Origin of the sequence: Methanohalophilus sp. RSK (assembly GCF_003722075.1) — an archaeon.
Taxonomy (GTDB): domain Archaea; phylum Halobacteriota; class Methanosarcinia; order Methanosarcinales; family Methanosarcinaceae; genus Methanohalophilus.
Genome location: NZ_RDSK01000012.1, coordinates 141,709 through 158,481 on the forward strand (window position 1 = coordinate 141,709; position 16,773 = coordinate 158,481).

General features: G+C 45.7%; 21 protein-coding genes and 1 tRNA gene. 6 read left to right on the top strand and 16 right to left on the bottom strand.

What is annotated here, in order from left to right:
* The first annotated feature begins 128 nt into the window (after window positions 1-128).
* Window positions 129-560 carry a DUF61 family protein gene (locus EFE42_RS05400; RefSeq protein ID WP_123136278.1) on the top strand — a complete coding sequence of 144 codons (432 nt, stop codon included), beginning with the start codon at window positions 129-131 and terminating at the stop codon, window positions 558-560.
* Between the two features lie 10 nt (window positions 561-570).
* Here the strand turns inward: EFE42_RS05400 and EFE42_RS05405 are convergent, their stop codons facing one another.
* The 6 genes from EFE42_RS05405 to ilvE all read right to left on the bottom strand — a co-directional run bounded on the left by EFE42_RS05405 (window position 571) and on the right by ilvE (window position 6,532).
* Window positions 571-1,662, bottom strand: a complete 1,092-nt coding sequence (locus EFE42_RS05405) for a GTP-binding protein (RefSeq protein WP_123136279.1) — start codon at window positions 1,660-1,662, stop codon at window positions 571-573.
* Window positions 1,663-1,746: 84 nt separating this feature from the next.
* Window positions 1,747-2,859 (bottom strand): ABC transporter ATP-binding protein, encoded by a 1,113-nt coding sequence (locus tag EFE42_RS05410; RefSeq protein ID WP_123136280.1) that lies wholly within the window; start codon window positions 2,857-2,859, stop codon window positions 1,747-1,749.
* A gap of 3 nt (window positions 2,860-2,862) precedes the next feature.
* The gene (modB, locus tag EFE42_RS05415) at window positions 2,863-3,531 is read right to left on the bottom strand and encodes a molybdate ABC transporter permease subunit (RefSeq protein WP_199724090.1); all 669 of its coding nucleotides are present in this window, start codon (window positions 3,529-3,531) and stop codon (window positions 2,863-2,865) included.
* Between the two features lie 5 nt (window positions 3,532-3,536).
* A complete protein-coding gene (gene modA / locus EFE42_RS05420) occupies window positions 3,537-4,334 on the bottom strand; it encodes a molybdate ABC transporter substrate-binding protein (RefSeq protein ID WP_123136282.1) in 798 nt (265 codons plus the stop codon).
* Between the two features lie 98 nt (window positions 4,335-4,432).
* Window positions 4,433-5,629 carry a gephyrin-like molybdotransferase Glp gene (glp, locus tag EFE42_RS05425; RefSeq protein WP_123136283.1) on the bottom strand — a complete coding sequence of 399 codons (1,197 nt, stop codon included), beginning with the start codon at window positions 5,627-5,629 and terminating at the stop codon, window positions 4,433-4,435.
* A 24-nt stretch (window positions 5,630-5,653) separates the two neighbouring features.
* Entirely contained in the window at window positions 5,654-6,532 is an 879-nt protein-coding gene (gene ilvE / locus EFE42_RS05430; protein WP_123136284.1) for a branched-chain-amino-acid transaminase, read from the bottom strand.
* A 142-nt stretch (window positions 6,533-6,674) separates the two neighbouring features.
* Between ilvE and EFE42_RS05435 the strand changes: the two genes are divergently transcribed.
* From EFE42_RS05435 to EFE42_RS05445, 3 genes are all read left to right on the top strand, one after another.
* Window positions 6,675-6,749 (top strand) — tRNA-Arg (locus tag EFE42_RS05435).
* A 127-nt stretch (window positions 6,750-6,876) separates the two neighbouring features.
* Window positions 6,877-7,104: a hypothetical protein gene (locus EFE42_RS05440; protein WP_123136285.1), complete on the top strand. Its 228-nt coding sequence runs from the start codon at window positions 6,877-6,879 to the stop codon at window positions 7,102-7,104.
* 19 nt (window positions 7,105-7,123) lie between these two features.
* Window positions 7,124-7,528 (top strand): PaaI family thioesterase, encoded by a 405-nt coding sequence (locus tag EFE42_RS05445; protein ID WP_123136286.1) that lies wholly within the window; start codon window positions 7,124-7,126, stop codon window positions 7,526-7,528.
* A gap of 2 nt (window positions 7,529-7,530) precedes the next feature.
* On the opposite strand, the gene EFE42_RS05450 is transcribed toward EFE42_RS05445, so the two are convergent.
* Both EFE42_RS05450 and EFE42_RS05455 read right to left on the bottom strand, forming a co-directional pair.
* Window positions 7,531-8,172: an HAD family phosphatase gene (locus EFE42_RS05450; RefSeq protein ID WP_123136287.1), complete on the bottom strand. Its 642-nt coding sequence runs from the start codon at window positions 8,170-8,172 to the stop codon at window positions 7,531-7,533.
* Window positions 8,173-8,193: 21 nt separating this feature from the next.
* Complete coding sequence (locus EFE42_RS05455; protein WP_123136288.1) at window positions 8,194-8,583, bottom strand: response regulator; 390 nt, start codon at window positions 8,581-8,583, stop codon at window positions 8,194-8,196.
* 172 nt (window positions 8,584-8,755) lie between these two features.
* Here EFE42_RS05455 and gpmI point away from each other — a divergent pair, with 172 nt between their 5' ends.
* Window positions 8,756-10,300: a 2,3-bisphosphoglycerate-independent phosphoglycerate mutase gene (gene gpmI / locus EFE42_RS05460; RefSeq protein ID WP_123136289.1), complete on the top strand. Its 1,545-nt coding sequence runs from the start codon at window positions 8,756-8,758 to the stop codon at window positions 10,298-10,300.
* Here gpmI and fen read toward each other — a convergent pair.
* The 3 genes from fen to EFE42_RS05475 all read right to left on the bottom strand — a co-directional run bounded on the left by fen (window position 10,288) and on the right by EFE42_RS05475 (window position 12,065).
* Complete coding sequence (gene fen, locus EFE42_RS05465) at window positions 10,288-11,307, bottom strand: flap endonuclease-1 (protein WP_123136290.1); 1,020 nt, start codon at window positions 11,305-11,307, stop codon at window positions 10,288-10,290. The two genes, gpmI and fen, sit on opposite strands and share 13 nt — an antisense overlap.
* Window positions 11,308-11,631 (bottom strand): hypothetical protein, encoded by a 324-nt coding sequence (locus EFE42_RS05470; RefSeq protein WP_123136291.1) that lies wholly within the window; start codon window positions 11,629-11,631, stop codon window positions 11,308-11,310.
* Between the two features lie 110 nt (window positions 11,632-11,741).
* Complete coding sequence (locus tag EFE42_RS05475; RefSeq protein ID WP_123136292.1) at window positions 11,742-12,065, bottom strand: hypothetical protein; 324 nt, start codon at window positions 12,063-12,065, stop codon at window positions 11,742-11,744.
* A 107-nt stretch (window positions 12,066-12,172) separates the two neighbouring features.
* Here EFE42_RS05475 and EFE42_RS05480 point away from each other — a divergent pair, with 107 nt between their 5' ends.
* Complete coding sequence (locus tag EFE42_RS05480; protein ID WP_123136293.1) at window positions 12,173-13,072, top strand: presenilin family intramembrane aspartyl protease PSH; 900 nt, start codon at window positions 12,173-12,175, stop codon at window positions 13,070-13,072.
* A 2-nt stretch (window positions 13,073-13,074) separates the two neighbouring features.
* On the opposite strand, the gene EFE42_RS05485 is transcribed toward EFE42_RS05480, so the two are convergent.
* The 5 genes from EFE42_RS05485 to EFE42_RS05505 are packed head-to-tail and all read right to left on the bottom strand — an operon-like array spanning window position 13,075 to window position 16,773.
* Window positions 13,075-13,527 carry a carboxymuconolactone decarboxylase family protein gene (locus EFE42_RS05485; protein ID WP_123136294.1) on the bottom strand — a complete coding sequence of 151 codons (453 nt, stop codon included), beginning with the start codon at window positions 13,525-13,527 and terminating at the stop codon, window positions 13,075-13,077.
* Window positions 13,528-13,542: 15 nt separating this feature from the next.
* Window positions 13,543-14,484 (bottom strand): methanogenesis marker 7 protein, encoded by a 942-nt coding sequence (locus EFE42_RS05490; protein ID WP_123136295.1) that lies wholly within the window; start codon window positions 14,482-14,484, stop codon window positions 13,543-13,545.
* On the bottom strand, window positions 14,462-15,073 hold the full coding sequence (locus tag EFE42_RS05495; RefSeq protein WP_123136296.1) for a methanogenesis marker 17 protein: 612 nt from the start codon (window positions 15,071-15,073) through the stop codon (window positions 14,462-14,464). Before EFE42_RS05495 ends, EFE42_RS05490 begins: the two co-directional genes overlap by 23 nt.
* A 6-nt stretch (window positions 15,074-15,079) precedes the next feature.
* Window positions 15,080-16,324 (bottom strand): methanogenesis marker 15 protein, encoded by a 1,245-nt coding sequence (locus EFE42_RS05500; protein ID WP_123136297.1) that lies wholly within the window; start codon window positions 16,322-16,324, stop codon window positions 15,080-15,082.
* On the bottom strand, window positions 16,321-16,773 hold the full coding sequence (locus EFE42_RS05505) for a methanogenesis marker 5 protein (protein ID WP_123136298.1): 453 nt from the start codon (window positions 16,771-16,773) through the stop codon (window positions 16,321-16,323). Before EFE42_RS05505 ends, EFE42_RS05500 begins: the two co-directional genes overlap by 4 nt.

Genomic DNA, 16,773 nt, shown 5'->3' on the forward strand with positions numbered 1-16,773 from the left:
CACTGTGATAATCGCATAATCCTACTTAATTTTTATGTAAGAGGGGGTGCTTATTTCCTGATATAAGGTTAAATTTGCGGCTATTCTGCCCGGCGGTTGCCAGCAGATCATTGTGTGGGAGGGAATACATGCCAGGAAGATTGCCTGATTCGGATAACCCGGTGTTTGCCCGCTGGATGAAAGGGGAAATGGGCAAGATCAACAGGACAATAGTGGCGCAGAGAATGACACTGGCCCGGTTGCTTGAGGAAGAGGTGCCACACTCCAGAACCTGGTCAGGGGACAGGTACGTATTCGACAGACATGTAATCGGGATGCTGGGAGATAAGCTGCCCACTGAATTGCATGACAGGCTGAAACTGCCCATCCTCTTTTTCTTTGATTTCCGTGTGGAAGACAGCTGTTTCCTCAATGACAAACATGCCCTCCGGGCCCTGCAAATACTCTCGGAATTGGGAGAAATGTACCGCATGCGTCAGGGCAAGGTCTGGGTCGGCAAAAGCATGGCCTACTCGATCATGCGCAAATACCCAACTGCCATCCAGATAACAATGGGCTGAAAAAATAAGTTCACGTCTGTATGATCACGGTCAGGATATCCTCATCCTCGAGCACATGCTCCAGCCCTGCACGCTGGCCCGGGTGTTTGGCCGATTCACCCCATACCTGGGCATACCTGAACTTATCCCGGAAATCGCGATGCAGGTGATCACACACATCTCCCACCGTGCTTCTTTTACGGATAATAAGCGGCTCCTCCATATCCGCAGCCTCACCCTGCGGTTTGAGGTATATCCGTATGAAATCCAGGGAATTGAAGATCATGTCCTTTACCTCTTCCAGATGAGTGCCCTTATTGGCAGAGATCAGCAGGGAATCCGGGAATTTTTCTCTCACTTTAGGCAGGGTGTTTTCGTCCGCCAGGTCCACCTTATTGATGACAGTCACATCGGGAATGTAGACACGGTTGCCCATAATCACATCGATCAGCTGGTCCACATCTATATCATCCCTGATAAGCACATGGGCATTGTTTATCTTATAATCATCCAGGATTGCCTTGATAAGATCCTCCGAAAGATCCAGGTCGAGGGTGCTGCTCACAGTGATTCCACCGCGATCTTTCCTCTTGATCACGACATCAGGCGGTTGCTGGCCCAGCCTAATACCGGCATCATAAAGCTCCTTTTTGAGAACCTCGAAGTGTTCTGTCTGGAAAACGTCAAGCATGAAAACTACCAGGTCACTGTTACGCACAACTGCGATAACTTCCTTACCCCGGCCACGTCCGCTGGCCGCACCCCTGACAAGACCCGGCACATCCAGGATCTGTATGGCTGCACCTTTGTGTTCCATTACACCGGGAATAACATCCAGGGTTGTGAATTCATAAGCACCGATTTCAGAGTTTGCCCCGGTAAGCCGGTTCAGGAGAGTGGATTTACCAACTGAAGGAAAACCTACCAGTGTAACCGTAGCATTTCCAGATTTACGTACTCCGTAACCTTCCCCGCCGGATTTGGCAGAAGCTTTCTTCTGGAGATCCTCACGCAACCGGGCAATCTTGGCCTTCAGTTTACCTACATGATGAGATGTTGCTTTGTTATAAGGAGTGTCTCGAATCTCTTTTTCAATATTGGCAATATCGTCCTCGACGCTCATCGCCACCTACCACCACTTCAATGTTAAAAAGACTTTCCCGTTTCCGCAATCCCATAAATTTTTTGTTGATTTTACCCGCTGTATTTAATCGGCAGGCTCCTCTCGTACAAACACAAGTACATCCCGGGGATCGATTTCCACCAGGCATTCTGAACCCGGCCCGATATCCAGTTTCCCGAAGGTACGGTTATCCATTTCCGACAGCAGTACAGATCTGCCATCTGGAATATCCACAGCCACAACCCTGCTTGCCCCCCTGTTGACAACACTGCGCACATTTGTGGAAAAAACATTGCAGCCACAAATATCTTCCCGGGCCGGATGGAGATGCACATTCTCCGGCCGCACACCCCAGGAATAACTGCCAGCCGCATCAACATTCGTTGTAGTGGTTATTGAGATCGAATCCGTATCCAGGACAAAACCATTCTCAGACTTGCCTGCAAAATCGGCATCAAAAATATTCGATACACCTACAATTTCTGCCACATGCCTGTTACACGGATTATAGAAAACGTCCTCAGGCCTGCCCTCCTGCTGCACCGAACCCTCATGCAATACCACTACTTTATCGGCCAGCGTGAAGGCTTCAACCGGATTGTGAGTGATGAACAACACAGGGATATCCAGTGTCTCCTGGATACTGTGTATCCTCTCCCTCAGGCGCATCCGGACGACCATATCGAGTGCTGAAAAAGGTTCATCCAGAAGTAATATGTCAGGATTGGGAGCCAGGGCACGGGCCAGGGCAACTCGCTGTTTCTGTCCTCCCGATAGCCGGGAAGGATACTGGTCCTGCAGACCCGTTATGTGCAGAAGTTCCAGCATCTCATGTAACCTTTGTTCTTTTGCAGCATCCGATTTGCCTTTTAACCCATAAGTGATGTTTTTGGCCACACTCATATGCGGAAAAAGGGCATAATTCTGGAAAACATAGCCCGGCCTGCGGTCCTGGGGAGACAGGTTCTTTTTTGAACCGCTGTCAAAATAGACCTTGCCATTAACGTCAATAAAACCCCTATCAGGTTTCCCCAACCCTGCGATACACCTCAGGGTTGTGGTTTTCCCCGAACCGGAACGCCCAAACAGAACAACCAGTTCATTTGAAGCAGTAAAATTAACATCCAGATTAAAATCCGGGGCTTGCTTCTGCCCTGAATATCTTTTTTTTATATCAACCTGAATATTACCAGTCATGTCTCACACCTTCCACCGGTTAACAAGTTTTGCCGTTGCAGCCATGGAAACAAGGGACATTATTACAAGGATTACAACAAGAATATTGGCAAGACTGTCATTGCCTGACTGGAAGGCAGTGTAAATAGAAAGCGACATGGTATTCGTTTTTCCGGGAATGTTACCCGCAACCATAAGGGTCGCACCGAATTCCCCCACAGCCCTTGCAAAACTCAACACCAGCCCTGCTATAATTCCTTTTTTCGCAAGGGGCAGGGTCACAAAAAGGGCAGTTTCCAGTTCACTGTGCCCCAGCGTATAAGCCACATATTCCAGCTCCCGATCCACACTTCCTATCGCAGCGGATGTGGTTTTAACCATCAATGGCAGGGATACCACAAATGCAGCGATCACGGCTGCCTGCCATGTGAAAAGAATGCCAAAACCCGTAATTTCAAAAATATACTGACCCAGCACACCATTCTTCCCGAGCAATATGACAAGCAAGTACCCGGTTACCGTGGGAGGTAACACAAGGGGCAGGGTCACCAGAATGTCCACAAGGTTTTTGCCCGTAAAATCACGGCGTGCCAGCAGGTAGGAAATGAGCAGGCCTATCAGTACCACCAGTATCGTTGACAGGGTGGCTATCTTCAGGGTTATATACAGGGGATAAATGGCCTGCTCAAGCACAAAACTCACTCTACCTTAAATCCATATTCTTCCAGAATACGCTTACCCTCAGAACCTGTTACAAAATCAATGAATTTCCGGGATGCTTCCTTTGCCTCAGAATCTGCCAGGATTGCCACCGGATAACTTATATCGGCATCTACCGGCACCTCTCCTACAATCCTTATATTGTCGCTCTCAGAAGTTTGTGCATCCGTCATATATACAAATCCTGCATCCACTTCCCCGCGTTCCACATACACAAGGACCTGTTTCACATTTTCCGCAAATATTGTCTTGCCTTCAATAGCCTGCCAGAGCCCTGCCTCTTCAAGTCCCTGTTTTGCATAACGTCCTACAGGTGCAGTTTCAGGATTGCCCAGGGCGATCTTTGTGATCTCCTCTGAATCCAGATCCTCAAGAGTTTCGATCTGGTTTGTACCTGCAGGTACTATCATAACAAGACTATTACGGGCAAAATCCCGTCTTGAATCAGCATCTATCATATCCTTCGTATCCAGAATATCCATGTGTTTCTGGGATGCTGAAGCAAAAACATCGATCGGTGCTCCTCCCTCAATCTGCATTCTCAGGGAACCTGAACTTGCAAGGTTGAGATTGACCTCAATATCAGGATTATCAGCCTCGAACTGTTTTACTATCTCACGGTAACTTTCCGTCAAACTGGCAGCCGCAGATACCGTGATTTGCTCACTGTCAGTTTCTTGTGCAGATGATGCAGCGGAATTGGCCAGATATGCACCGACCACAGTTAAGACTGCTATTGTTGCTACCAGAAGTATTATCTGATTGTTTCGTTTCATTCAACCACCTTATGCCCTGCGATATGTTCGGACATGCATAACGGTGCATTGATACATATGCACATAAATAAGTTTCTAAAAGAGCCAATGAAACGAAATCAATTCTCAAAGAAAGTGACTTCAACCTCATTCCCGGCTTTTACAAAAGTGATTTGCGGTTCGATTACAATGAAACCATCGGCCTTTGCCAGTGTTGTTATTGAAGCAGAGGTTTTATCCACCGAATAGGCACAGCCATCAATTACTTCCACACAATGGTATTCCAGCCTGTTATCAGAATACACGTCATCCATAAGGGTTGCTTTCACCCGTTGTCTTGCAGGCGCAGAGATCCCCAGCCCCTTTCTTACAAGCGAGGACACGATCTCATTGAATACCATCAGGGATGCTGTGGGATTACCGGGCAATCCAATCACGGGAATGTTCCTGACCGATGCAATAATTACCGGTTTGCCGGGTTTGAACTTTAAGCCATGCATCCGGATTTGCCCTTCTTCTTCCATTAACCGGTACATGAAATCATCCGAACCCGCCGATGTGCTGCCGGTTGTCAATACGATATCACATTCAGAAACTGCCTCCAAAAGGAGAGAACGGGCTTTTTCAGGTTCATCCCCAACTATACCATAGACCACAGGAGTTGCCGACAAACGTCTGATAGCGGTTGACAGTGTATAGGAATTGGCATCATAGATCCTTCCCGGGCCGAGAGGATCGCCAGGCTCGGTCAATTCATTCCCTGTAGAGATAATGCCCACTTTCAGATTTTTCACAATTGTATTATTGATGCCCAGCGCCGCAAGGATACCAATCTTTGCAGGAGACAGCATTTGCCCTGCTTCAAGAACAGTTTCCTCTCTGGAAATATCAGTGCCTGCATCAAGGATGTGCTGTCCCTGACGCACCTCACTATGGATACACACTTTCCCCTCTTCAAGAGTGGTATCTTCCACCATAACAACAGAATCACTTTCCTGTGGAATCGGGGCCCCGGTGGAAATTTCCACAGCTTCCCCTTTTTCAAGGGATAGGCTATCCCCTCTGCCCGCAGGGACATAGGCTTTCAGTAACAAACATGTGCCCGGCGTAGGTACATCTTCGGCACGGATAGCATAACCATCCTTGAGTGCCTTGGCAAAGGGTGGAACATTGATGGCAGATACTATATTTTCTGCAAGTATGCGACCATCGGCATGTTCAAGTGAAACATGCTCCACTCCGCAATTTACGGGCAAGGCGTCCAGGATTTGCCTGGCCTCATCCAGCGATGTTAGATCGTTGAGTATTTTGCGCATCTTCGTTTGTGCAACCTTCAACACTTATTCGTAGATCGGAGTACCGGTAGTACCTGTGATCTGCTCGAAAGCCTTTACCATTTCCCCGGTAATGGGCCCTGGTTTTCCATCTCCGATAAGCCTTCCGTCAACTTTTGTAATGGGGGCGGCTTCTGCAGCAGTGCCGGTTACAAAAACCTCATCTGCTGTGAATAAATCAAAGAGCCCTACATTTTCCTCAAGTACCTCATAACCCCTTTCCACAAGTAACTCAATCGCTGTTGCACGGGTAATACCCTTCAGATTGGAAATCGTTGGAGGAGTATAGACTTTGCCATTCTTTATGATGAAGATATTATCCCCGGAACCTTCACAGATATAGCCGTTGCTGTCCAGGAATATCGCTTCGTCACCACCCTTGGCATTGGCCTCGATCTTGGCCAGGATGTTATTCAGGTAGTTCAGGGATTTGATATTAGGGGAGAGGGCATCGGGAGCATTGCGCCGGGTTGCTACCATGACTGCTTTCAAACCAACCTCATAGAGATCTCCGTACATTGCCCCCCATTCCTGGGTAATGATGAATATATTGGGAGTTTTGCATTTGCGGGGGTCAAGACCAAGGTCCCCTACACCACGGGATACGATGGGTCTTATGTATGCATCACTGAGATTATTTTTCCTCAGGGTTTCCAGGATTGCCTGACTCATCTCTTCCCTGCTGAGAGGAATTTCCATTGCGATCGCCTTTGCAGAATCAAATAAACGATCTATGTGCTCTTTTAACTTGAATACCCTGCCATTGTATGCCCTGATCCCTTCAAAGACACCGTCACCATAGAGGAAACCATGGTCATAGACAGAAGTGGTTGCTTCGGATTTAGGGACGTAATCACCGTTATAATAAACCAGAACTTCACTCATTTTCAGCCCTCTTAATATGACTTATCAGTATTAAGATGGACAAATGTAATCATAATATATATGAATATTTGTAAATTCATATCCAACAGTTGACAAAAGGCTTTTATGCACCAAATCCTATTTCATGTCGCTTCACTATCCTGGGCCCGTGGCTTAGCCAGGATATAGCACCGGGCTTCTAACCCGGTGGTCGTGGGTTCAAATCCCACCGGGTCCGCATCAACTTTTTTTTATTTTATTGCCACCGGTTGAGTTATCAATCCCTCAGTTTATAGTCTATATTGCTGACAACAGCAAGAACGAAACTATTGTAATCTCCATGTTTTATCCAAGGAGAAGAAAACATGATCATCCTGGAAAAATGGTACAAAAACCAGATTGAAAAGATCGATGACGCTGAACTCAAGGGAGTCGAGCTGAATACTATCATGGATAGAAAAGTCTGCTGCGGTAAAAAGGCTACAAAAAAGAAGCGTCTGGGTTACATACATTTACCTGCTGATATGGAATTGACTAATGTCAGGGAATACAACATCGAAGAGGGAATACTGAAAGTCTGGATACAATTATAATACAGGAGGAGTATGAAATATGAAAGATGCAGAAGAATTGCTAAAAAAAGACCTGTTTGCCCGGTATATCGGAATCGAGTTGCTGGAAGTTGCAAAAGGCTATGCAAAAGCTTCCATGAAAATAGAAGACAAGCACAAGAATGGCCTTGGTACAGTACAGGGAGGTGCCATATTCACCCTTGCAGACTTCACATTTGCCGCAGCAGCAAATTCCCATGGACGAGTGGCTGTTGCCATCAATGCCAACATAAGCTATCCAAAGGCTGCAACAGAGGGCATCCTTAAAGCAGAAGCTTTCGAAACATCCCTGAATCCCAAAATCGCAACCTACACTGTAACTGTCACAGATGAAAGGGCAGAAACTGTTGCCCGTTTTGAAGGACTTGCATACCGGAAAAGAAACCTAATTGAAGATATTATCTGAACTTATTTCAATGATAAAAGGTACCGTACCAGTTCCCCGTGGTTATCAAATACCCTATCCGCCCTCTCCAGTTTATCCGGGGACACATAAGTAGGGACAGCCACACAATACATCCCTGCTCTTTTGGCCGCTTCTACACCTTTTTTTGCATTCTCCACCACGACACAATCCGCAGGATTTACTTCAAGCATACGGGCAGCTTTTAAGAATGGTTCCGGTTCGGGTTTGCCCTTGCTGACATCCTCCCCGCTGATGACCGCATCAAAGATGCCCGGGAAAAAATCATCCACTATATGATTTACAATTGATCTGTCGGCACCCGAAACCATGGCCAGCAGGAAACTTTTCTTTAGTTCTGGTAAAATCGCACGTATCTCTTCAAAAGGTTTGAATTTGGCTGTCCTTTTGAATTCCCCCTGATATTGTGCAAGAAGGCCTTCAATGTCCAGAGATGCAGGATCGATATTTTTGCGTTTTAATATGTGAGTTACAATGTCAACTGTCCTGGAACCTTCCATGTCATAGATGGTTTGTTCATCAAGATGTATTCCCACAGCACCGAATACCCGATTAATTGTTTTGACATGGTGGGGCATTGAGTCAATGAGAATGCCATCCATATCGAAAATCAAAGCCTTCACCATGTATAAAAATACTCCCTGATGTCAGGAATCATCAGATGCGTTATGTTTGTGCAGAGCAATCTCAATATTGGTATGGAGGTCTTCTACTTTGAAAGGTTTGGAGATATAACCGGCAGGGTCTGTTAATTTCGCCCTTTCAAGGGTATCTTCATCAGTATAAGCAGTCAGATATATTACAGGAATGTTAAAATTTTTCCTGATATAATCTCCTGCCTCAATCCCGTCACCTTCTCCTTTCAGCAAAATATCCATCAACACCAGATCAGGATAAAAAAGATCAGCTTTGCGTATAGCATCCTCTGCAGAAGAGGCCTTACAGGGAATGGAATAGCCTAAAGATTCAAGTTTGCTTTTAATTGCCATAGCAACTATATTTTCGTCTTCGACTATCATTATTTGTGCATTTTTCATCAAAGGACCTTCATAAATTTACAGTTTATATAATAAATCCTTACCGATAACACTTGCACATAAAAATTACAGGTGTTGTAATGAGAGAATTATTGAACTAGTTACTCATCAACTGTCACTTAATATAAATTTATTGTTGTGATTTATATAGCATAAAAGCATGGGTGAAAGCATGACATCGACCCGAAAACCTCTCTTGTTAATGATACTGGATGGATGGGGATACTCACCCACAAGAAAAGGAAATGCTGTGGCACAGGCCAGAACCCCTGTTCTTGACAGGCTAGAAAAAGAGAACCCAACCTCCCTCTTGCAGGCTGCAGGCAAATCTGTGGGCCTTCCACAGGGACAGATGGGAAACTCCGAAGTAGGCCATCTAAACATCGGTGCAGGCAGAATTGTTTACCAGGACCTGACCCGGATAAACCTGGCAATCAAAAATGGGGAGATCTACGAAAACCAGGTTCTGCGTGATGCCATAAAGAATGTGAAGGAAAAAAATTCAAAACTGCATATCATGGGCCTGTTTTCCCGCGGAGGAGTCCACAGTCACATAGAACACATGCGTGCCCTGATAGAGCTGGCTAAAAGGGAAGCCTTAAGTGAAGTATTCATCCATACTTTCCTTGACGGCAGGGATGTACCCCCCCGGGCCGCTCTTGAGGATATGAAAGAGCATGAAGTATTCTGCAGGGAAAATGGTATCGCAAAGACTGCCAGTGTATCCGGCAGATACTATGCAATGGATCGTGACCAACGGTGGGAACGCACCCGACTTGCCTATGACGCCCTGACACTGGGAGAGGGAATAACTGCTAAAGACCCTGTGGAAGCGGTACAGCTTGCCTACGACAGAGGAGAAAATGACGAATTTGTCAAACCCACTGTTATTCAGGAGAAGGGCAAACCTGTAGCCACGATTGAGGATAACGATTCTGTGATCATGTTCAATTTCCGCCCTGACAGGGCAAGGCAGCTTACCTATGCATTTGTGGAAGATGGATTCGAAGGATTCGAGAGGAAAAAGCATCCACAGGTGCATTATGTCTGTATGACCCGGTATGATGAAAAACTGGACGTACCTGTTGCCTATCCCCCCAAAGAAATAAAAAATACACTTGGCGAAGTGTTGAGCATGGAAAATATATCCCAGTTGCGTATCGCTGAAACTGAAAAGTATGCCCATGTCACCTTTTTCTTCAACGGTGGGGCGGAAAAAAAATTCAAAGGAGAAGAAAGATGTCTCATTCCCTCACCCAGAGTTGCAACCTATGACCTCAAACCTGAAATGAGTGCCTATGAAGTTGCTGAAGAGCTCACCGAAAAGATCGAATCAGCAAACTATGATGTGATCATACTCAATTTTGCCAACATGGATATGGTGGGACATACCGGTTTCTTTGAGCCGACGATCAAAGCCGTAGAGGCCGTGGATGAATGTGTGGGAAAGGTAATAACTAAAATACAACATAAAGGTGGTGAAGCATTGATAATCGCCGACCACGGAAATGCGGAGCAAATGGAAGAAGCCCATGGAGACCAGCCCCATACAGCCCACACAAGCAATCCGGTTAAATGCATATGCATCTCAGAAAGACAAAATATTAAAATGAGAAACGGAATCCTTGCCGATGTTGCACCGACTGTCCTGCAAATGCTTGCAATAAAGCAACCCGAAGAAATGACAGGTAAGTCCCTGATTGTTCAAAACCATTGATCCAGGGTTTGCTGACTTCGCTGTTTGCCGGCTTTTTCAAGCCGATCTACAGCTTTGAGAACTCGCTCCTCAGAGAAATCATGTTGTTTGCAAAGGAAATCCACTATTTTTTCCTTTTGTGGAGATTTCCATTTCAGTTCATAAGCATCCGTTACAGGCGGATTCAGGAAAAAATCGATCTTTGCATCAAGCTCATCAATGGCTTCACCCCTGTGCTCCAGAACCTTATGAATACTGCCATGTTGTTTTATTAATTTAAGGGCGGTTTTGGGGCCGACTTTCTCCAGCCCTTTATTATAATCAGTACCCACACACAGGGCAATACCGATCAGTTGCTGACGGTCTATATCCAGTAACTTGATATTTTGCATAAGATCAATCGATTCGGGTTCTACATCAATGTAAACATTCTTGCCCGGCAATTTGCGTTTACCCGTAATTGTAAGATTGCGCACTACCCTCGGAGCACCGAAAAGCAGGGAATCGTAATCCTGGGAAGCACTATAATCTGCATCACCTTTGTTCACCATATAGGCTGCCTGTGCTTCCCCTTCAGAAGGAGCCTGTACACAGGGAATTCCCATGAAATCCAGAAGTTGCATGGAATCCTCCACTATCCGGGCATCGACCTTTGAGGAGGCCTGTGCATATTTGTAAGCTTCCTCTGACAGGCCTTTTTCTTTTGCTTCATCCCATTTTGTACGGGCCTCTGCCCTGGACTTTTTACGCTGGCTAATTGTATCTGCCTTGAAATCAGGAGGTTTGCCATCAAAAACAAAAACAGGTTTTATACCGGCTTCAAAAAGATTGGCCATCCTGTACAGGATACCGGAGAGATGGGATGTGATATTGTCCTTAGAATCCTTCAGGGGAGTACCATCACGTTGCCTGATGATGCTTAAAAACTGGTAAAGGGTATTATATCCGTCAATCGCCACAATCCTGTGAGCAAGATCATCAAATCCAACCTGTCTTTTTTCCAGTATGTCCCCTATATCTACACCCATTCAGTGTCCTCTTACATTGGTTTGATGAATTTGAATATCCGTATCGAGGCGTATATCCAGCACCGAGTCATCATCGGCTTTCATCCGCCCTACCTTCAGTATATTACCTGCCCTTTCAAGGAGAGTTGTTCTGGAAACCTGTAACTGATGCCCATCCTTCTTGTCACCTTTATGGACAACCAGCACATCATTTCCTTCAACAGCGGTCTTACCTGTCCTGGAGAGCATATTCCTGATTACCTGCTCAAATTCCGAATATATCAGAATTTCTGAATTTTTCCCGGATTTTTTTATGACACCAATTGGTTTAAGATTAATTTGCATTGAGCCCACCCACCATTATGAAACTTGTTGATAATTGCCCATACAAACCATCACATTAATATTGTTTTCGGCAGATGTCGATGATTAAAAATAATGAAGAATAGAAAAGATTAACGATAATTTCTTCTGTTAAAGGTTTCCATGGCATCATCCACCACATTGGTGACAGTATCCATTTTTTTACCCATGTTGTCTTCAACACTCTGAATATTAATCCGAAGAGAGCGTTCTCTTAGATCGAGCTGCTGCTCAATCTTACGCATCCGCATGTCCAGGGAAAGGAGCATCGCTGCAAGGGCTCCTACCATTACAATGGCAGCAAGAACTATCAATGAGTTAGCCGGACTGTATTTGAACCTACCCAGCCATACATATGTCAACACAAAAGCTGATACAACCATAACGATAGAAAAAACAATGTCCCTTGTTTCCATGGTAAGACCTCTATTTTACTTAATCCATGTTACTACTTAAGTATTACATAAACTTAATTAGTGGATATTGCATTAGGTTCTGTATCATACAAACAGGATGAGAAATTTTGAGTGAAAATGAAAACGGAATCAAGGAATCCTTCCCGATGATTGTAATGGCCGGCTTTATACTGGTCATCCAGATCATTGCACTTACCCTTGCACAACCAATGAACGATCTGGGTATGCAGGCAGTAGAGAACCCCCAGTCAGCAGCCAATTCCATATACTACATAATCGCAATTCTCATATTCACCCTGTTTTTACTTTTCGCTATCAAGAAAGAAATACAATGGGTTATCCAGATGAGTATCCTTGTTGCTGTTGCTTCTACCATGTATTACGGATTCTATCCCCTCTTCCACCTTACAGGATTGGGAGGAGAAGGACCGGTAATCGGGGGGCTGTTAATGGCAACTGTTTTCACCATCCTGCTTTACGTCCATCCTGAATGGTACATAATAGATTTTGTAGGAATCATTGTGGGAGCAGCGGCAAGTTCAATATTTGGAATATCATTTGGCATTTTACCTGCAATTGTGCTGCTGGGTCTGCTTGCAGCCTACGATGCGATCTCGGTGTATAAGACAAAACATATGATTGCCCTTGCAGAGGGCGTGATGGATCTAAAGCTGCCAATCCTGTTTGTTATACCCAAAAAAAGAAATTACTCATTTATTGAGGACACACCCTCAACAGATGGAGAAAAAGAAGCTTTCTACATGGGATTAGGGGATGCCATAATGCCAACAATAATAGTCGTTTCTGCAAACGTATTCCTTCCCCATGAAGGCTTCATAGGATTTCCCGCTATCGGAGCAATGATCGGCACCCTTATCGGATTTTTTGCCCTGACAATCCTGGTCATGAAAGGAAAACCCCAGGCAGGCCTCCCATTCTTAAACAGCGGAGCGATTCTGGGTTACGTGGCTGGTGCCTTAATAACCGGGATGCCGCTTCTGGGATAAAATTACCTGTCCGAACCTGTGATGTTGCATGAATCGCAGTCACCCTCACAGGAAGGGGAATTATCATTTACCTCGTCATCAAGGGCCCGTGTGCCTTCTGCAAGCACCGAGGCATTGGAGAGAGACCCGCCTATAAGAATAGCATCAAATATCTGTTCCCTTGTCAAACCAAGCCTGCGGGCAACCCTGATATGCATCTTGAGACAATGATCACATCTCAGTGCAGAAGCAACCCCCACACAGATAAGTTCAATTGTTTCAGGATCGAGTCTTTCAAACTCCCGCATTATAGAATTATCATACATTACTTTAGGGATTAACAGCTCCGGCATATCTTTCATGAAATTGAGAATATAGGGCACTTCCCCATATCGTTCCTCAACCGTTGAAAGCACATCGGAAACCGCTTCATCTTCACCCTTTTCAAGAATTTCCTTGATATTTTCCAGATCCATTACACACCCTCTGTATCATACAGTAAATCCGGTCTCTGAGCGGCGGCGAATCTTTATGAGAATATAGTCCTTCATTTTTGAAGGCATGATATTTGCCACATCCGAGAGGGAGATATTTTCATCCAATTCCAGCTGTTCCAGCTTTTCGTGGAATTGCCCAAAGGGAAGTTTTACCCTCGTACCATCCAGTTGAAGGGTTATGGGGGCAGGAGTTAACACATCATTAATTTCAGGCACCTGCTCTTTAATCTCCTTCATCACTCTTGCAGGCAATACTGCAAGAGGATCCCGGGATATTTCTTCACGTAATTTATCCACAACTTCCCCGACAGTTTTATTCAATACATCAAGGCGGTCCATTTCACCTTCATTACGCAGCCTGTGAGATACACGTCCGATGCCTCCAACATAAACATCGGCCCCTTCTACATCGTCAGTACTGAGGTCCGGGCCTCCTGTAGCCACAATCGGAACGTCAACACCCGAGAAAAGTTTGGGCTTCTTATTAATTATACAGTCACTGAAATTTCCAAAACTGTAAACGGCAATGTCATGTTCGTTGATTAGCCTTCTTTCATAATCCTGGGAAAGAGCCACTCTCCGACCCATACCACGTGCAAGGCCCAGCATATTGGTATTAGCACCATCCCTGCGCAGGTGTTCGGCAACATCACATGCAGAATGAGGTAGATGATGGTAGGCAAGGGTTGGGGATACTACAGCTATCTCGGTACCTGTTAAGGGAGCTCGCGTGAGTTTGCCCAGTATTTTCTTTGCAAGTTCTTCCATCAGGGGGACATCTTTACGGGGAATCAACATCACAAGATTTATTTCCGTTGCAGCCGGCGTACTCTGTACAAGATAGCCGCCCAGGTCTTCCAGGAGTTCAATAATAAGGCCGTGTTTGTGCACACCGCCTTCATAGACGTAGGGTTCAAGCACTGCTGCCACTGGCATCATCTCCCTTTAGTTCTTCCAGCATCGTATGTGCTTCATCAATCCATTCTTTTTGCATCGTATCTTCCGATGCTACAAATATGAAATCATTACCGTTCAACGAATGATACCGTACCCTGAATCCTTCAGGGGCAACCCTGATAGCCATATCCGCCAGATTGGACTTGAGTGTGCGCCGCGGGTCATCCACAACAAGATTTTCGAGAGAGCCTATCTCCTCCTCCGGATTATCCACAATCAGGGAAATAGTCCACCTGTCCGGTTGCTCAAGGCTGTCACGCCCATACCGATCCCAGAGCATCTGCAACAGGCGGGGAAGATGTTTTTCTACAGAGATCGTGATCAAAATTTCTCCTTCACTGCCCCCCTTTTGTATTTCGGCAAAATCTTTCAATATCACCTGTGGAAGGACACCGCGCACAACTGCCACCAGCTGGAAAAGAGAATCTTCGGGCCTTATTGCTACTTTGATTTTTGCGATCCTGCCCGCCATGCCCAGATCGGAGATAATATCTGATACAATCTTTCGATAGGGAGCGGCTTCCTCTTCAACAGTGGTTTCAACCACGAACTTTTCAAGGGTTGCCAATTCTAATCACTCCTTATCCACAAAGCCGGAAACAAGCAAAGCAGCACCCACTGCACCGATATGTTGAGAATGAGGAGGAACAACGACATCGATCTTGAGCAGTTCTTCCAGAGCTTTGGGCACACCTGCGATCAGAGATGAACCACCCACCAGGACAAGAGGTTCTTTAACTTCAACTTCCTGAAGCTGCTGTTCAAATATTTGTTCTACAACACTGTGACAGGCAGCAGCAGCCACGTCTTCAGGTGTAGCTCCCTTGGCAAGGGAATTTACAAGGGACTGGATTCCGAAAACAATACAATAACTGTTCATTTCTACATTTTTCTGCATTCCCTTGATTGCAAGATCCCCGAGTTCCGTGATATCCACACCCAGTCTCTTGGAAGTCATTTCGAGGAATCTGCCCGAAGCACCTGCACACACGCCTCCCATGGTGAACATACCGGGAATCCCATCCTGTACGGAAATGGCTTTGTTATCCATTCCACCAATATCGATTACAGTGGCATCACCCTGCTGTGTCTTTGCAAGGTAGACTGCGCCTTTGGAATTTACCGTGATTTCTTCCTGCATAAGGTCGGCATTAAAGTGATCGCCTATAAGGAAACGTCCGTAGCCTGTTGTACCAATTGCCTGCAGGTCCTCTCTATTGACATCGGCCTGGTCCAGTGCCTGCTGAAGGGCTTTTTCAGCACTTTCAATCACTTTGATGGTGGGCACCCAGCCTTCACCGATTATCTCATCATCCCTCATAACTACAGCTTTGGTAGTGGTTGAACCAGAGTCAATACCCGCAGTCAATCCTTCCTGATTCTCTCTTGCAAGTAAATGTTTGCTCTTTGCAATGGTTGTCAGGGCTTCCATACGTGTCAGCAAAGTTGCTGCAGTCGTTCGCTCGGTAAAAGAATAACTTATAACCGGCAGACCCGAATCTTCAAATATATAACGGCGAACTTCATTACGAACTATTGCAGCTTCAGCACATCTAAAACAGGTAGCAACAAACACAGCGTCCACTTCAGCCACACCTTCTACTACAGCTTTTGCCCGGGCCATCATGAGACGCAGATCAGGACTTGCAACTTCCAGTCCGAATTCCTGCCCTATGGTGTCCAGTGATGCCACATCCATCTCCGGATAGACAAGTTCAGCATTCAAGGAAGATGCTGCCGATTCCAGTTCCTTCTGGACACCGGCATATTCAGAACCGCACGAAACCAGTGCTATTTTTACCTTATCCGAATTACTCATTCTTCATCCTCCTTGGGAAGGGATTTCAGGAATTCAGCAATCTGGTATACAAAATCTTTACCTTCTTCTTCGGTGCGGGGATATTTGACTTCAAGACGGGGAATATCCCTTTGGCGTGCAAGGAACTTTGTAAGTTCATTGGTACGTGCACAACCCATGCAACCAAAAGCAGATGCCGAATCCAGCACGATAATCGCAGCTTCGGCTTCATCAATCTGGGGGCCCACTATGGACATACGGCCCCTCACACCGGCAGGAACTTCCACTGCAGCATATTTCAAACCATGTTTGGGATCTTCGGGAGTAATATTGATCGGTGGGGAATCCACACCTACTGTAGTGATTTTTTCCCGGATCTTCTCCATCATTGCAAGGGGTTTGTGACCAAACCTTTCCACAAGATCAGAAAGGATAAGGCTGTTAGTGGGGTAGATGAAAATTTTTGCCAA

What these genes read in the sequence shown, in the direction of transcription:
- EFE42_RS05400 (WP_123136278.1), top strand. Translation starts at nt 129, where the DNA reads ATGCCAGGAAGATTGCCTGATTCGGATAACCCGGTGTTTGCCCGCTGG.
- EFE42_RS05405 (WP_123136279.1), bottom strand. Translation starts at nt 1,662, where the DNA reads ATGAGCGTCGAGGACGATATTGCCAATATTGAAAAAGAGATTCGAGAC.
- EFE42_RS05410 (WP_123136280.1), bottom strand. Translation starts at nt 2,859, where the DNA reads ATGACTGGTAATATTCAGGTTGATATAAAAAAAAGATATTCAGGGCAG.
- modA (WP_123136282.1), bottom strand. Translation starts at nt 4,334, where the DNA reads ATGAAACGAAACAATCAGATAATACTTCTGGTAGCAACAATAGCAGTC.
- glp (WP_123136283.1), bottom strand. Translation starts at nt 5,629, where the DNA reads ATGCGCAAAATACTCAACGATCTAACATCGCTGGATGAGGCCAGGCAA.
- ilvE (WP_123136284.1), bottom strand. Translation starts at nt 6,532, where the DNA reads ATGAGTGAAGTTCTGGTTTATTATAACGGTGATTACGTCCCTAAATCC.
- EFE42_RS05440 (WP_123136285.1), top strand. Translation starts at nt 6,877, where the DNA reads ATGATCATCCTGGAAAAATGGTACAAAAACCAGATTGAAAAGATCGAT.
- EFE42_RS05445 (WP_123136286.1), top strand. Translation starts at nt 7,124, where the DNA reads ATGAAAGATGCAGAAGAATTGCTAAAAAAAGACCTGTTTGCCCGGTAT.
- EFE42_RS05450 (WP_123136287.1), bottom strand. Translation starts at nt 8,172, where the DNA reads ATGGTGAAGGCTTTGATTTTCGATATGGATGGCATTCTCATTGACTCA.
- EFE42_RS05455 (WP_123136288.1), bottom strand. Translation starts at nt 8,583, where the DNA reads ATGAAAAATGCACAAATAATGATAGTCGAAGACGAAAATATAGTTGCT.
- gpmI (WP_123136289.1), top strand. Translation starts at nt 8,756, where the DNA reads ATGACATCGACCCGAAAACCTCTCTTGTTAATGATACTGGATGGATGG.
- fen (WP_123136290.1), bottom strand. Translation starts at nt 11,307, where the DNA reads ATGGGTGTAGATATAGGGGACATACTGGAAAAAAGACAGGTTGGATTT.
- EFE42_RS05470 (WP_123136291.1), bottom strand. Translation starts at nt 11,631, where the DNA reads ATGCAAATTAATCTTAAACCAATTGGTGTCATAAAAAAATCCGGGAAA.
- EFE42_RS05475 (WP_123136292.1), bottom strand. Translation starts at nt 12,065, where the DNA reads ATGGAAACAAGGGACATTGTTTTTTCTATCGTTATGGTTGTATCAGCT.
- EFE42_RS05485 (WP_123136294.1), bottom strand. Translation starts at nt 13,527, where the DNA reads ATGGATCTGGAAAATATCAAGGAAATTCTTGAAAAGGGTGAAGATGAA.
- EFE42_RS05490 (WP_123136295.1), bottom strand. Translation starts at nt 14,484, where the DNA reads ATGCCAGTGGCAGCAGTGCTTGAACCCTACGTCTATGAAGGCGGTGTG.
- EFE42_RS05500 (WP_123136297.1), bottom strand. Translation starts at nt 16,324, where the DNA reads ATGAGTAATTCGGATAAGGTAAAAATAGCACTGGTTTCGTGCGGTTCT.